Source organism: Comamonas sp. lk (assembly GCF_900564145.1).
Classification (GTDB): domain Bacteria; phylum Pseudomonadota; class Gammaproteobacteria; order Burkholderiales; family Burkholderiaceae_C; genus Comamonas.
On record NZ_UOOB01000001.1, the window covers coordinates 556,546 to 570,033 of the forward strand.

Annotated in this window: 12 protein-coding genes and 5 tRNA genes; 13 read left to right on the plus strand and 4 right to left on the minus strand. The window is 58.1% G+C overall.

Translation table 11 applies throughout. The annotated features are described in order from the left end of the window. The first annotated feature begins 5 nt into the window (after positions 1 to 5). Entirely contained in the window at positions 6 to 572 is a 567-nt protein-coding gene (locus EAO39_RS02570) for a DUF2946 family protein (protein ID WP_120965932.1), read from the plus strand. A gap of 124 nt (positions 573 to 696) precedes the next feature. Here EAO39_RS02570 and EAO39_RS02575 read toward each other — a convergent pair whose 3' ends face one another. The 4 genes from EAO39_RS02575 to EAO39_RS02590 all read right to left on the minus strand — a co-directional run bounded on the left by EAO39_RS02575 (position 697) and on the right by EAO39_RS02590 (position 7,629). Then, positions 697 to 1,548: a c-type cytochrome gene (locus tag EAO39_RS02575; RefSeq protein ID WP_120965934.1), complete on the minus strand. Its 852-nt coding sequence runs from the start codon at positions 1,546 to 1,548 to the stop codon at positions 697 to 699. Positions 1,549 to 1,733: 185 nt separating this feature from the next. Continuing rightward, the gene (locus tag EAO39_RS02580; protein WP_120965936.1) at positions 1,734 to 3,143 is read right to left on the minus strand and encodes an efflux transporter outer membrane subunit; all 1,410 of its coding nucleotides are present in this window, start codon (positions 3,141 to 3,143) and stop codon (positions 1,734 to 1,736) included. Further along, the gene (locus EAO39_RS02585; protein WP_120965938.1) at positions 3,136 to 6,315 is read right to left on the minus strand and encodes an efflux RND transporter permease subunit; all 3,180 of its coding nucleotides are present in this window, start codon (positions 6,313 to 6,315) and stop codon (positions 3,136 to 3,138) included. Before EAO39_RS02585 ends, EAO39_RS02580 begins: the two co-directional genes overlap by 8 nt. Positions 6,316 to 6,330: 15 nt before the next feature. Continuing rightward, positions 6,331 to 7,629, minus strand: a complete 1,299-nt coding sequence (locus tag EAO39_RS02590) for an efflux RND transporter periplasmic adaptor subunit (protein WP_240466881.1) — start codon at positions 7,627 to 7,629, stop codon at positions 6,331 to 6,333. A 227-nt stretch (positions 7,630 to 7,856) separates the two neighbouring features. Between EAO39_RS02590 and EAO39_RS02595 the strand changes: the two genes are divergently transcribed. The 12 genes from EAO39_RS02595 to rplJ all read left to right on the plus strand — a co-directional run bounded on the left by EAO39_RS02595 (position 7,857) and on the right by rplJ (position 13,479). Continuing rightward, entirely contained in the window at positions 7,857 to 8,477 is a 621-nt protein-coding gene (locus EAO39_RS02595) for a TetR family transcriptional regulator (RefSeq protein ID WP_120965942.1), read from the plus strand. Between the two features lie 73 nt (positions 8,478 to 8,550). Beyond that, positions 8,551 to 8,626, plus strand: a tRNA-Arg gene (locus tag EAO39_RS02600). 81 nt (positions 8,627 to 8,707) lie between these two features. After that, positions 8,708 to 8,793: transfer RNA gene (locus EAO39_RS02605), tRNA-Tyr, on the plus strand. 56 nt (positions 8,794 to 8,849) lie between these two features. Next, positions 8,850 to 8,923 (plus strand) — tRNA-Gly (locus EAO39_RS02610). Between the two features lie 44 nt (positions 8,924 to 8,967). Continuing rightward, positions 8,968 to 9,042 (plus strand) — tRNA-Thr (locus EAO39_RS02615). Positions 9,043 to 9,120: 78 nt separating this feature from the next. Beyond that, a complete protein-coding gene (gene tuf, locus EAO39_RS02620) occupies positions 9,121 to 10,311 on the plus strand; it encodes an elongation factor Tu (protein WP_120965863.1) in 1,191 nt (396 codons plus the stop codon). Between the two features lie 13 nt (positions 10,312 to 10,324). Further along, positions 10,325 to 10,400: transfer RNA gene (locus EAO39_RS02625), tRNA-Trp, on the plus strand. 88 nt (positions 10,401 to 10,488) lie between these two features. Beyond that, positions 10,489 to 10,872 (plus strand): preprotein translocase subunit SecE, encoded by a 384-nt coding sequence (gene secE / locus EAO39_RS02630; protein ID WP_120965944.1) that lies wholly within the window; start codon positions 10,489 to 10,491, stop codon positions 10,870 to 10,872. Then, positions 10,872 to 11,459 carry a transcription termination/antitermination protein NusG gene (gene nusG / locus EAO39_RS02635; protein WP_120965946.1) on the plus strand — a complete coding sequence of 196 codons (588 nt, stop codon included), beginning with the start codon at positions 10,872 to 10,874 and terminating at the stop codon, positions 11,457 to 11,459. The genes secE and nusG overlap by 1 nt, the downstream gene beginning before the upstream one ends. Before the next feature lie 131 nt (positions 11,460 to 11,590). Continuing rightward, entirely contained in the window at positions 11,591 to 12,022 is a 432-nt protein-coding gene (rplK, locus tag EAO39_RS02640; RefSeq protein ID WP_120965948.1) for a 50S ribosomal protein L11, read from the plus strand. After that, positions 12,023 to 12,718 (plus strand): 50S ribosomal protein L1, encoded by a 696-nt coding sequence (rplA, locus tag EAO39_RS02645; RefSeq protein WP_120965950.1) that lies wholly within the window; start codon positions 12,023 to 12,025, stop codon positions 12,716 to 12,718. Positions 12,719 to 12,945: 227 nt separating this feature from the next. Next, a complete protein-coding gene (rplJ, locus tag EAO39_RS02650) occupies positions 12,946 to 13,479 on the plus strand; it encodes a 50S ribosomal protein L10 (RefSeq protein WP_120965952.1) in 534 nt (177 codons plus the stop codon). Positions 13,480 to 13,488 lie beyond the last annotated feature (9 nt).

Sequence of the window (13,488 nt, forward strand, 5' to 3'; positions counted from 1 at the left end):
CACCCATGGACGATATCGTGAAGCAGGCCATGGCCAAATGGCCGAATGTGCCCGCCTGCTATGGCTGGCTGGGTCTGGACGCGCGCGGCCAGTGGTGGCTGCGCGATGAGCAGGCCCAGGCCTGTGGCGCATTTGCCAGCGGCGTGAGTGGTGCCCGAGGTTCGCTGGTACAGCATGAAAAGCTGATGGACTTTATAGGCCGCAACTACATGGCCGATCTGGCGCAGGACGACGGCCGCTGGTTTTTTCAGAATGGCCCGCAGCGCGTTTATGTGGAGCTGGAAGCCACGCCCTGGATCTGGCGTTTGCACTGCACCGACCAGGGGCTGCAGCTGCGCAGCCATACCGGCCAGGTGCTGCAGGCCGCCGATATCGAGCAGGTGCTGATGGATGAGCAAGGCCATCTGTACCTGGGCTTGCCCCAGGGTCTGGGTCTGGTGCATACCCAGGACATGGTGGATGCGGCCACGGCCATGGAGCGTGGCTGGCTGGCAGAACCTCAGGTTGTGCAAGCGGCGCAACTGCCGGCCCGCTTCGGCTTTGTGCCCAGCCCGCAGCCGGCGCAAGCTTGAGACCCCTGTTTTGATAGCTGCTAGCGCTTGATGGGAAAGGGCTGCAGCCTTGTTTGACTGTCATTTCCCATAAAAAAGCCGGCACTGCGCGATTGCCGGCTTGGTCTTGTCTGGGAGGCGCTGCTTATTTGGCGGCGTCCACCATGTACTGAATGGCGGCCTTGAAATCGGCATCCGAGGCGGTGGAGCCGCCTTTGGGTGGCATGGCGTTCACACCCTTGGTGGCCTTGGCCACCATGGTGTCCATGCCTTGGGCGATGAACGGCGCCCAGGAGGCTTTGTCGCCAAACTTGGGTGCGCCTGCAATGCCGCTGCTATGGCAGGTGACGCAAGTCTTGTCATACAGATCCTTGCCCACATTGCCGGCCGCTTGAGGGGCTGCGGCGGCTACCGCTTCAGCGACGGGGGCCGCAGCGACCGGAGCGGCTGCAGGAGCGGTTGCCGTGACCGGCGCTGCCTCGGCAGCAGGGGCGGCTTCGCCGGCCGCCTGAGGTTCGGCAAACTTGCCGCCCGCCGCATTGGCCATGTAGACCACGCCGCGCGCAATTTCTATGTCGTTGAATTCGCCACCACCCTGGGCGGCCATGGCGCTTTTGCCGGCCAAGGCGGAGTGGACCAGCGCTTCAAGCCCTTGCTTGAGGCGCGGACCCCAGGCGGCAGCATCTTCAAACTTGGGTGCACCGGCAGCGCCGGTGGCGTGACAGGCTGCGCACTGGCCTTTGTAAACCTCTTCGCCGGCACGCAGAGGGCGGTTGGCATCGCGCAGTTCCACAGAGCCCACTTTTTGCAGGCGCTGGGCCTTGGACAGTTCGGCGTGGCCTACGCCGGCTCCGGTGGTCTCGGCAGAGGTGACGAACTTGACCAGACCGATGATCACGAACACGGGAACCACAAAAGAGAAGAAGACGGCCAGGAGCAGATGCTTGGGGTTTTTGATGGGGCCGGTATGGGCTTCTTCGTGGGGTTGTTCGCTCATGAAGTCCTCTGTCGTCGTGGGGAAGGTGTTAGCAAAACATTATAGGAGTGGGGTTATCGAAAGTCAGTGCACGACGATACGGGTTGACGCCGGGTGCATAAAGGAGTTGCGTTGGATCAAACCGCAGCGGCCAGATGTGAAAAAGGCGCCACAAGGGCGCCTTGGTGAGCTGCAGCAACGTGGGTTTACTGCGCTGCGCTGGAGGGCTCGCTCCAGCCGCCGCCCAGAACCTTGTACAGATTGACCTGGTTTTGCAGCTGTGCCAGTCGTACCTGCACCACGGATTGCTCCAGTGCGAACAGCGAGCGCTGCGCATCGAGCAGATCCAGATAGCTGGCCACGCCGTTGGTGTAGCGCAGGTCAGACAGCTTGTAGCGTACCGACTCGGCATCCAACTGGCGCGACTGGGCGTCAAGCTGGTCCTGCAGTGTCTGGCGGCCTACCAGTGCATCGGAGACTTCCCGGAAAGCCGACTGAATGGCTTTTTCATACTGGGCCACAGCAATCTTCTGGCCGGCTTGCGCCGATTCGAGATTGGCGCGGTTGCGGCCCGCGTTGAAGATGGGCAGGTACAGCGAGGGTGCAATGCTGAACATTGCCGAGTCGGACTTGAAGAGGTCAGACACATCGCTGCTGGCAAAGCCCGCGGCTGCAGTCAAGGAGATATTGGGGAAGAACGCTGCGCGTGCTGCACCAATATTGGCATTGGCCGCAATCATGGACTGTTCCGCCTGGCGCACGTCGGGGCGACGCAACAACAGATCGGAAGGCAGACCCGAGGGCACATCGGCAAGCGCCGGCAGGTCGGCCAGCTTCTTGTCCTGCATGCCGTTGAGCAGATCGGCGGGCAGGGTCTGGCCCACCAGCAGCGTCAGCGCATTCACATCCAGGGCGCGCTGGCGGGTTTGCTGGGCCAGGGTGGCGCGGGCATTCTCGGTCAGCGACTGGGCCTGGCGGAAGTCCAGCTCGGAAGCCACGCCTGCATCCAGGCGCAGCTTGGTCAGCTTGATGGATTGCTCACGCGTGCCCAAGGTGCGGCGCGAGATGGTCATCAGCTCTTCGTCGGCCTGCAAGCCCAGCCAGGTGTTGGCGACATTGGCAATCAGGCTGATCTGAGCGGCTTTTCGGCCTTCCTCGGTAGCCAGGTACTGCGCCAGAGCCTGTTCTTTCAAACTGCCGATGCGGCCCCAGAAATCGATCTCCCAGCTCGGCATGGACAGGCCTGCCATGTAGGTGTTCGCGTAGTTGCCGGTTGCCGTATTGGGCTGACGGCTGCCGGTACCTGCGACACCGAATTCGGGAAACTGGGCTGCACGCTGAATCTGATACTGGGCGCGGGCTTTCTCGATATTGAGCACGGCCACGCGCAGATCGCGGTTGTTCTCTAGCGCCAGGTTGATGACCTGCTGCAATCGAGGGTCGGTGAAGAACTGCTGCCAGGGGGTATCGGCAGCAGCCACAGCACCGGCTTGCTCGTTGGCGGCAGGAAAGTGCTCGGCCACAGGCGCAGCGGGTCTATCCAGCGTGGGAATGAAGGAGCAGCCGCTGACCAGCAGTACGCCAGCCAGTGCCACGGGTAGCAAAGTCTTATTCATCATGCGAGCCTCCCTGTGCTGCAGAAGTTGCTGCCGGGGAAGTGGTGTGGTTGTCTGGCTTGGATTTCTTACCGAACAGCTTGAACACTGAGATAAAGAACACCGGCACCAGGAACACGGACAAAGGCGTACCGATCACCATGCCCCAGAACACGCCGGTACCGATGGCTTGCTGGCTGGCAGCACTGGCGCCGGAGGCGATATACAGCGGCACCACGCCCAGAATGAAGGCCAAAGAGGTCATCAAAATGGGGCGGAAGCGCAGGTGACCGGCCTCCAGTGCCGACTCCAGCACGCTCTTGCCCTGTGCATGCAGATCCTTGGCGAACTCCACAATCAAGATGGCATTCTTGGCCGACAGACCAATCACCGTGATCAGCGCCACCTGGAAGTAGATGTCGTTGGGCATGCTGCGCATCATCACGCCGGCCACGGCACCGAACACGCCCAATGGCACGACTAGCATCACGGACAGCGGAATGCTCCAGCTTTCGTACAGTGCAGCCAGACACAGGAAGACGGCCAGCAGGGAGAACACGTACAGCAATGCTGCCGATGAGCCCGCCTTCTTTTCGTCCAGAGACTGGCCTGTCCATTCATAGCCAAAGCCTTCAGGCAGCTGGGTGGCCAGTTTCTGCATTTCCTCCATGGCCTGACCGCTGGTATAGCCGGGCTTGGCCTGGCCGGTAATGCTCATGGACGGGTAGCCGTTGTAGCGCGACATCTGCATGGGGCCGCTGACCCACTTGGTGGTGACCAGGGAAGAGAGCTCCACCAGCTTGCCATCCGCGTTGGGTACGGTCAGGCGCATCACGTCCTCTGGCTGCATGCGGCGAGCGGCTTCGGCCTGGATGGTCACGCGCTGCATATAGCCCTGGTTCGGGAAGTCGGTGGAGTTGGCCGAACCCAGCGCTGTGGACAGCGTGGTGGCGATGTCCGACATGTTCACCTTCTGGGCGTACACGGCATCACGGTTGATATCCACCTGCCACTGAGGCGCATCGTCCACGCCGTCAAAGCGCACGCCGGTCAGCACAGCACTCTGATTGGCCTTGGCCACCAAGTCGTTGCGCGCGGCCAGCAAGGCTGCGTGTCCCTTGGCGGAGCGGTCTTGCAGACGGAAGGTAAAGCCGTCGCTATTGCCCAGTTCGGGGATGGATGGAGGCACCAGGGTAAAGATGAAACCGTCTCGCAGCTGCATCATGGCTCCCATGGCGCGGCCCGCGAAAGATTTGGCATCCGAGCCCTTGGCGGTGCGTTCAGACCAATCCTTGAAGGTGGTGAATGACAGACCGACGTTCTGGCCCTGGCCCGCAAAGCTGAAGCCCAGAATGCTCACGATGTCTGCAGTTTCGGGTTGCGCGAGCGCAAACTTTTCCAGCTCACCCATGGTTTTGCTGGTGCGCTCCAGTGTGGCGCCGGGAGGCAACTGGGTCAGGGAGATCACATAGCCCTGGTCTTCCGTGGGCAGGAAGGAGGAAGGCAGCTTCAGGAAGATGAAGGCCGCGCCTGCAATCACCAGCGCATACACGATGGTGGCTTGCACCGAGCGCTTGACGACGAAGGACAGCGCGCCGGAGTAGCGGTGGGTTCCAGCCTCAAACTTGCGGTTGAACCAGTTGTAGAACGGGCCCAGCAAACCGGTCTTCTTGTCATGCGCATGGCCCTTGGGAATAGGCTTGAGCATGGTGGCGCACAGTGCAGGCGTCAGCGTCAGCGCAAAGAAGCCGGAGAAGAAGATGGAAATTGCCATCACCAGCGAGAACTGGCGGTAGATCGCGCCCGTTGCGCCGCTAAACAGCGCCAATGGCAGGAACACGGTCACCAGAATCACGGTGATACCGACCACGGCGCCTTGGATCTGGCCCATGGCCTTGATCGTGGCTTCCTTGGGCGGCAGCCCCTCTTCGGACATGATGCGTTCGACGTTTTCCACCACCACGATGGCATCGTCCACCACGATACCGATCACCAGCACCATGGCGAACATGGCCAGAATATTGATGGTCAGACCGGACACCAGCATCACGGCAAAAGTGCCCAGCAGCGCGATAGGCACCACGATGGTTGGAATCAGCGTGTAGCGGATGTTCTGCAGGAAGATCAGCATCACGATGAACACCAGCACGATGGCTTCGATCAGCGTGTGCACCACTTTTTCAATGGAGATCTTGACGAACTTTGAGGTGTCGTAAGGCGAGGACCACTTCACGCCGGCGGGCAGGAAAGGCTCAATTTCCGCCATCTTGGCGTACACCAGCTTGGCGGTTGCCATGGCGTTGGCGGTTGCCGTCAACTGTACCGCCATGGCGACTGCGGGCTTGCCGTTCAGGCGAGACTCAAAGCCATAGCTTTCCGTGCCCAGTTCGACACGGCCAATATCCTTGATGCGTACGGTGGAGCCGTCGGGATTGGAGCGCAGCACCACATTGGAAAACTCCTCGGGTGTTGTCAGCTGACCAGGCACCACGATGGTGGCATTCATGGTCGTGCCGGGCAGGCTGGGCGTGTTGCCCAGCGAGCCGCCGGAGATCTGCTGGTTCTGGGCTGCGATGGCAGAGTTGATCTGCGCAATCGACATATTGAAACCCTGCAGCTTGGCCGGATCGACCCAGATGCGCATGGCACGTCCGGAAGCAAACAGCTGGGCCTTGCCTACGCCTTCAAGGCGCTGTACTTCAGGCAGGACGTTGCGGTTGACGTAGTCGGCAATATCGTCGCGCGAGGTTTCCCCTGTGTCTGACTGGAAAGCCAGAATCATCAGGAAGTTGCTCATGGACTTTTCGACTCGAACGCCCAGCGCCTGCACAATTTGCGGCAGGCGGGACTGCACCCGTGCCAGACGGTTTTGCACGTCCACCTGGGCCAGATCCTGGTTGGTGCCGGGCTCGAATGTCACGGTCAGCGTGCCTTGGCCGGTGGCCGAGGCGCTGGTTTCCATGTACATCAGACCGGTGGCGCCGTTCATCTCGCGTTCGATGAGCTGCAGCACCGAATCCGTCATGGTTTGCGCTGTTGCACCGGGATAGGTCGCGGTCACCGAAATGGTGGGCGGCGCGACCGTCGGGAACTGCGAAATCGGCAGCTTGGTGATGGCCACGATACCTGCAAGAATCACGAAAATCGCGATCACCCAGGCAAAAATAGGGCGATGAATAAAGAACTTTGACATAGCAGTTCGCCCTGGTTACTTCTGGGCTGGTGCGCTATCGGCCGCCTCAGCTCCAGCGGCAGGTGCCGCCTGTTTTTCGGCGCCATTGGCTGCCGGTGCCGCTGGCGCTTTGGCATCGCCCTTCCATGGCACAGGCGTTACCTTCTTGGCACCCATGCCAACCTTGATGATGCCGTCCACCAACACCTTTTCACCGGCCTTCAGGCCCGAAGTGACGATCCAGTCAGAGCCTTTGGACTGGCTGATCTGCACGGGGCGAGGTGCCACCGTTCCGTCGTCAGCGACGATCATCACGAAATTGCCCTTCTCGTTACGCGTCACGGCTTGCTGAGGAATCAGGGCGGCGTTGTCCACCTGGGCCTGCTCCAGACGTACCCGCACATAAGTGCCGGGCAGCAGCAGACCTTGGGGGTTTGGCAGTTCTGCGCGAATGCTGACCTGGCCCGTTGTAGGGTCCACCGTCAGATCGGTAAACAGCAGCTTGCCCGGATGCGCATATTGCTGACCATCGTCCAAATAGACGATGGCCTTGGCCGCGTTTTCGCCTACCTTTGCTAACTTGCCAGAACTGAGCGCTTCGCGCATGCGCATGATTTCAGACGACGATTGCGTGAGGTTCACATACAGCGGATTGATCTGCTGGATGGTGGCCAGTTGCGTGGCTTCGCCTTGACCGACCAGCGCACCTTCCGTGACCAGTGCGCGACCGATGCGACCGGAGATGGGGGCGGTCACGCTGGCATAGCCCAGATTGACGTTGGCGTTGGTCACTGCAGCATTGCCTGCGGCCACTTGCGCGCGCGCTGCCTTTTCATTGGCGATAGCCGTGTCGTATTCCTGCTTGCTGATAGCATTCGCTTCTACCAATGGCTTGTAGCGGCGGGCAGTAGCCGCGGCCTGAGCCAGGTTGGCTTCGGCTTGAGCCAAAGTGGCCTGAGCGCTTTGCAGATTGGCGCGATAAGGCGTGTTGTCGATCTGGAACAGGACTTGTCCCGCTTTGACGTCAGAGCCTTCCTGGAACAGACGTTTTTGCACAATACCAGCAGCCCGTGCTCGCACCTGAGCCACGCGCGAAGCTTCCAGGCGGCCAGGCAGATCGGACACCAGCGGAACTGCCTGCAGCTCTACCGTGATAACACCCACTTCCGGTGGCTGCGCTTGTGCTGCGGCCTGTGCTTTTTGGGCATCTTCTTGCTTGTCACTGCAGGCAGCAAGTCCCAAGGCTGCGATCAGGCTCAGGCCGATAACCATCGAGCGCTTGTACTGCGCGGCAGGCTTGGACTGTTTCTCGGGGGCCTGGTGTGTTTCATACATGTGATGCATGAACGTCCTTCCGGTTGACTTTGAAAACGTGAAAGAGCGCGACGTGAGAGCGTCGCGCTCGAATAAGGGGGAATCCGAGTGGACTTCCCTACTAATGATGGTGTATGAATTATACATACATCCATAAATGTATAATTAAGAGATTCGTGTGAAAGGCCTTCTTTGGCGGGGTCTTCTTGCGCAGAATTGCTACGGATGAGTGGCGATAAGGATTGGAAATGGCACGTAGAACCAAGGCCGAGGCCGATGAAACGCGCACCAGGTTGTTGGATGCTGCGGAAGAGGTTTTTTTCGAAAAAGGGGTGTCTCGCACATCTCTAGGGGATGTGGCGCAACGCGCAGGGGCTACGCGTGGGGCGGTGTATTGGCACTTCAAAGACAAGATGGATGTCTTTGGTTCCATGCTCAGCCGTATATGCATGCCGTTTGATGAGATCTGTGATGACAAATATGGCGAGATGGAGCCTCTGCAGCGTATCCGCCATTCCATTCAGATGGTCTTTGAGAGCATGGATGAAGATGAGCGCAAGCGCAAGGTCTTCGACACCGCGCTGTTCAAGATGGAGTACGTAGGGGAGTTGGCCGAGCTGCGGGGGCAGCACATAGAAAGTGCCCGCTGTTCGCAAGAGAAATTCGCCCAGGATCTTGCGCTTGCGGCACAGGAGCATTCTGTGAAGCTATCGATCTCGCCGGCGGATGCTGCATTGGGTTTGCATTCGCTGTTTGTCGGGCTCATTCATGGTTGGGTTCTGAATGAAGGTCACTTTGCGCTGGCGCCTGTTGGGCGCATGTCGGTGGATGTGTACTTGACTGGATTGGGATTTCAGCTGAGTTTGTAATTTGTGCTGTATTTGCCGTGCATAATGGCGGCTGTTGAATTGTTGTTGGCTGCGCAAGCGTGATAACGGATTCGCGGCTGTAGCTCAGTGGATAGAGTATTGGCCTCCGAAGCCAAGGGTCGTGGGTTCGATCCCCGCCAGCCGCGCCAACATCGTCGATCAGCAAAAATCAAAAAAAATTCCATATTTTTTTTGAGCTGAAAAAACGGTGCTACAATTCAAGTCTCTTCGGAGGGGTGGCCGAGTGGTTAAAGGCAGCAGACTGTAAATCTGCCCGCTAACGCGTACACAGGTTCGAATCCTGTCCCCTCCACCAGCAATGGTTTGGAAGAGAAGATTGCTAGAGATAGCAGTCGCGTGCAGTCAATCTGTGCGGGAGTAGTTCAATGGTAGAACCCTAGCCTTCCAAGCTAATGACGCGGGTTCGATTCCCGTCTCCCGCTCCAGTTTGTGAGCAAAGATTTTTGAAGTTGCTGGTTGTGACTTCGTTGCCCATGTGGCTCAGTGGTAGAGCACTCCCTTGGTAAGGGAGAGGTCGCGGGTCCGATTCCCGCCATGGGCACCATTTCTGGTGCGCTCGCTTTGATAGGGTAGCGCCGAGATCCCTGTTGCAGTGATATAGATTTTTTTCGGAGTCGGAAAAATGGCAAAAGAAAAATTTTCGCGCACCAAGCCCCACGTCAACGTGGGTACCATTGGTCACGTGGATCATGGTAAGACAACTCTGACGGCCGCTATCGCCACTGTGCTGTCCAAGCACTTCGGCGGCGAAGCCAAGGATTACTCCCAGATCGACAACGCGCCTGAAGAAAAGGCCCGTGGTATCACGATCAACACTTCGCACGTTGAGTACGAAACCGCTAATCGCCACTACGCTCACGTTGACTGCCCCGGTCACGCTGACTATGTGAAGAACATGATTACCGGCGCTGCTCAAATGGACGGCGCTATCTTGGTGTGCTCGGCCGCTGACGGCCCCATGCCCCAAACTCGCGAACACATCCTGCTGTCGCGTCAAGTTGGCGTGCCTTACATCATCGTCTTCCTGAACAAGGCTGACATGGTGGACGACGAAGAACTGCTGGAACTGGTCGAAATGGAAGTGCGCGAGCTGCTGTCCAAGTACGACTTCCCCGGCGACGACACCCCCATCATCCGCGGCTCCGCTAAGCTGGCCCTGGAAGGTGACCAATCCGACAAGGGCGAGCCCGCCATCCTGAAGCTGGCTGAAGCTCTGGACACTTACATTCCTACACCTGATCGCGCTATCGATGGAGCTTTCCTGATGCCCGTGGAAGACGTGTTCTCGATCTCCGGTCGTGGCACCGTGGTGACTGGCCGTATCGAACGCGGTATCGTCAAGGTCGGCGAAGAAATCGAAATCGTCGGTATCAAGGACACCGTCAAGACGACCGTGACCGGCGTGGAAATGTTCCGCAAGCTGCTGGACCAAGGTCAAGCTGGTGACAACGTGGGTCTGCTGCTGCGCGGCACCAAGCGTGAAGACGTGGAACGTGGCCAAGTGCTGTGCAAGCCCGGCTCGATCAAGCCCCACACTCACTTCACTGCTGAAGTGTATGTGTTGTCCAAGGACGAAGGCGGCCGCCACACTCCTTTCTTCAACAACTACCGTCCTCAGTTCTACTTCCGTACAACTGACGTGACCGGCTCCATCGAGCTGCCAGAAGGCAAGGAAATGGTTATGCCTGGTGACAACGTGTCGATCACTGTGAAGCTGATCAACCCCATCGCCATGGAAGAAGGTCTGCGCTTCGCTATCCGCGAAGGTGGCCGTACCGTGGGTGCTGGCGTGGTTGCCAAGGTTATTGCTTAATTGATTGGTTTTTAGGGGTATAGCTCAATTGGCAGAGCGTCGGTCTCCAAAACCGAAGGTTGTAGGTTCGATTCCTACTGCCCCTGCCACCTTATAATGGTGGAATCAACGAGAGCCCGCCTTTGGCGGGCTTTGCCGTCTTGAAATTGTGCAAGTTTTGCGCATTTGAAATGAAATATGGCCACTACTCAGGTTGAAACAGTCAGCTCCGTTGCTGACAAAGCAAAATTAGCCGCAGTTGCGGCTTTAGTTGTTGCTTCTATTGCCGGCTTCTATCTGTTGAGCAAGCAAGGCCCGGTGGCACAATGGGCAGCGCTGATCCTCGGTTTGGTCATCGCTGCTGGAGTGTTCCTGGTCTCGGAGCCAGGCAAGCGGTTTACTGGTTTTGCGCGAGATGCCTGGCGTGAAGTCAAGAAGGTCGTGTGGCCGACCCGCAAGGAAACTTTCCAAATGACGCTTTACGTCTTTGGCTTTGTGGTGGTCATGGCTTTGTTCTTGTGGTTCACGGACAAGACCTTGGAATGGGTCTTGTATGACCTGATTTTGGGCTGGAGGAAGTAATGGCAGACGCTGTTGAAGCAGATGTGAACGGCGGTGCAGCTGCACCGGCCAATCCTGATCTGCGCTGGTATATCGTCCATGCTTATTCGGGCATGGAAAAAGCTGTTGAGCGCAATATTGCAGAACGTATCGCACGTTCGGGCATGCAGTCCAAATTTGGCCGCATTCTGGTTCCTTCCGAGGAAGTGGTAGAGATGCGCAATGGACAACGACGCACGACAGAGCGTCGCCTGTTTCCCGGCTATGTGTTCGTCGAAATGGTGATGGAAGACGACACCTGGCACTTGGTCAAGCACACCAGCAAGGTGACTGGCTTTGTGGGTGGTGCCAAGAATCGACCTGCGCCCATTTCTGAAGAAGAGGTGCGCAAGATCGTCGAGCAGATGCAAGAGGGTACTGAGAAGCCCCGCCACAAGGTTGAATTCATGGTGGGTGAGTTGGTTCGTGTGAAGGAAGGTCCTTTCACCGATTTCAACGGCTCCGTTGAAGAAGTCAACTACGAAAAGAATCGTCTGCGCGTCTCGGTCACTATTTTTGGCCGTGCAACGCCTGTGGAATTAGAGTTCGCTCAGGTTGAGAAAACTTAAGTTCCAACTTAGAATATAAGGCTTCGCATTTTTTTGACTCGATGCGGAGCTTTTTTGTAGAGTCTTAACTTCGGGGAGCTGCCTGCATCCAGTTTGGATGTGCGTGGCGTTATACCCGTTAGGAGCATTCAATGGCGAAGAAAATCGTCGGCTTCATCAAGCTGCAAGTGCCAGCTGGTAAGGCCAATCCTTCCCCTCCAATCGGTCCTGCGCTGGGTCAGCGCGGCCTCAACATCATGGAATTCTGCAAGGCGTTCAACGCCCAGACCCAAGGTGTCGAGCCCGGCCTGCCTTTGCCCGTGGTTATCACGGCATTTGCTGACAAGAGCTTCACTTTTGTCATCAAGACTCCTCCCGCAACCGTGCTGATCAAGAAGGCGATCAAGCTCGACAAGGGCTCTTCGAACCCCCTGAAGACTAAGGTCGGCAAGATTTCCCGCGCTCAGCTGGAAGAAATCGCCAAGACCAAGTTGAAGGACATGAACGCCGCTGACGTTGACGCCGCTGTGCGTACGCTGGCTGGTTCTGCCCGTTCGATGGGCGTGATCGTGGAGGGTGTGTAAATGGCCAAGTTGACCAAGAAGCAAAAAGCTCTCCAAGGCAAAGTTGACAGCAACAAGCTGTACGCTCTGACCGATGCTATCGCCCTGGTGAAGGACGCAGCTACCGCCAAGTTCGATGAATCCATCGACGTGGCCGTTCAGCTGGGTGTGGATGCCAAGAAGTCGGACCAAGTGGTGCGTGGCGCCGTGGTTCTGCCTCACGGTACTGGCAAGGTTGCTCGCGTGGCCGTGTTCGCACAAGGTGCCAAGGCTGAAGAAGCCAAGGCTGCCGGCGCTGACGTGGTTGGTATGGACGACCTGGCTGCCATGGTGAAGGCTGGCGACATGCCCTTCGACGTGGTGATCGCTGCTCCTGACGCTATGCGCGTTGTGGGTCAGTTGGGCCAGATCCTGGGTCCACGTGGTCTGATGCCTAACCCCAAGGTTGGCACCGTGACTCCTGACGTCGCTACGGCTGTGAAGAACGCCAAGGCTGGTCAAGTGCAGTTCCGCGTCGACAAGGCCGGTATTGTTCACGGCACTATTGGCCGTCGCTCCTTCGACACCGAAAAGCTGCAGGGTAACCTGGCTGCTCTGATCGAAGCACTGAACAAGGCCAAGCCTGCTTCCAGCAAGGGCCTGTACCTGCGCAAGGTTGCTGTTTCGTCGACTATGGGTGTGGGCGTTCGCGTCGACACGCAATCCATCTCGGCGTAATTGCTAGAAATCGTCAGATGAGCATCTGCTCATCTGGTGTGGTGGGCTGATGGGGTTGTTGCTCTATCAGGTCATCCAAGACCGTTGGTGTGATTCAGATCACTTAATCGTGATGGCCAACGCAGATGGCGATCCCGCTGCAGATGGATTTTTTCCAAAACAGTTGGTCGCTGCAACAAGAGCGCGCATGAGGGGCTAGCCCTGAGTGCGCATTTAAGGAGTAGACCTTGAGTCTTAATCGCAGTGAGAAAGAAGCGGTCATCAACGAAGTGACCAGCCTCGCCGCTAAAGCTCAAACGCTTGTGATCGCGGAATACCGTGGCATCACGGTCGCCGACATGACCAAACTGCGCGCTGATGCACGCAGCAAGGGCGTGAGCTTGAGCGTGTTGAAGAACACCCTGGCCCGCCGTGCTGTGGCTGGCGGCCAGTTTGACGTGGTGGCTGACCAGATGACTGGTCCGCTGATCTATGGCTTCTCTGAAGACGCAGTGGCTGCCGCTAAGGTGGTGGCCGACTTCGCGAAGACCAACGATAAGTTGGTGATTCGCGGTGGCGCGTTTTCGGGCAAGGCCCTGGACGTTAACGGCGTGAAGCAACTGGCTAGCATTCCCTCCAAGGAAATCTTGCTGGCACAAGTGTGTGGCTTGCTTATGTCCCCAATGTCGCGTACAGCCGTTGTGCTGGGCGCCCTGGCGGCAAAGAAGAGCGAAGGCGCAGAACCTGCAGCTGAAGCTGAAGCTGAAGCAGCTGCCGCTTAATTGCGCGGC

What these genes read in the sequence shown, in the direction of transcription:
- EAO39_RS02570 (WP_120965932.1), top strand. Translation starts at nt 6, where the DNA reads ATGGACGATATCGTGAAGCAGGCCATGGCCAAATGGCCGAATGTGCCC.
- EAO39_RS02575 (WP_120965934.1), bottom strand. Translation starts at nt 1,548, where the DNA reads ATGAGCGAACAACCCCACGAAGAAGCCCATACCGGCCCCATCAAAAAC.
- EAO39_RS02580 (WP_120965936.1), bottom strand. Translation starts at nt 3,143, where the DNA reads ATGAATAAGACTTTGCTACCCGTGGCACTGGCTGGCGTACTGCTGGTC.
- EAO39_RS02585 (WP_120965938.1), bottom strand. Translation starts at nt 6,315, where the DNA reads ATGTCAAAGTTCTTTATTCATCGCCCTATTTTTGCCTGGGTGATCGCG.
- EAO39_RS02590 (WP_240466881.1), bottom strand. Translation starts at nt 7,629, where the DNA reads ATGTATGAAACACACCAGGCCCCCGAGAAACAGTCCAAGCCTGCCGCG.
- EAO39_RS02595 (WP_120965942.1), top strand. Translation starts at nt 7,857, where the DNA reads ATGGCACGTAGAACCAAGGCCGAGGCCGATGAAACGCGCACCAGGTTG.
- tuf (WP_120965863.1), top strand. Translation starts at nt 9,121, where the DNA reads ATGGCAAAAGAAAAATTTTCGCGCACCAAGCCCCACGTCAACGTGGGT.
- secE (WP_120965944.1), top strand. Translation starts at nt 10,489, where the DNA reads ATGGCCACTACTCAGGTTGAAACAGTCAGCTCCGTTGCTGACAAAGCA.
- nusG (WP_120965946.1), top strand. Translation starts at nt 10,872, where the DNA reads ATGGCAGACGCTGTTGAAGCAGATGTGAACGGCGGTGCAGCTGCACCG.
- rplK (WP_120965948.1), top strand. Translation starts at nt 11,591, where the DNA reads ATGGCGAAGAAAATCGTCGGCTTCATCAAGCTGCAAGTGCCAGCTGGT.
- rplA (WP_120965950.1), top strand. Translation starts at nt 12,023, where the DNA reads ATGGCCAAGTTGACCAAGAAGCAAAAAGCTCTCCAAGGCAAAGTTGAC.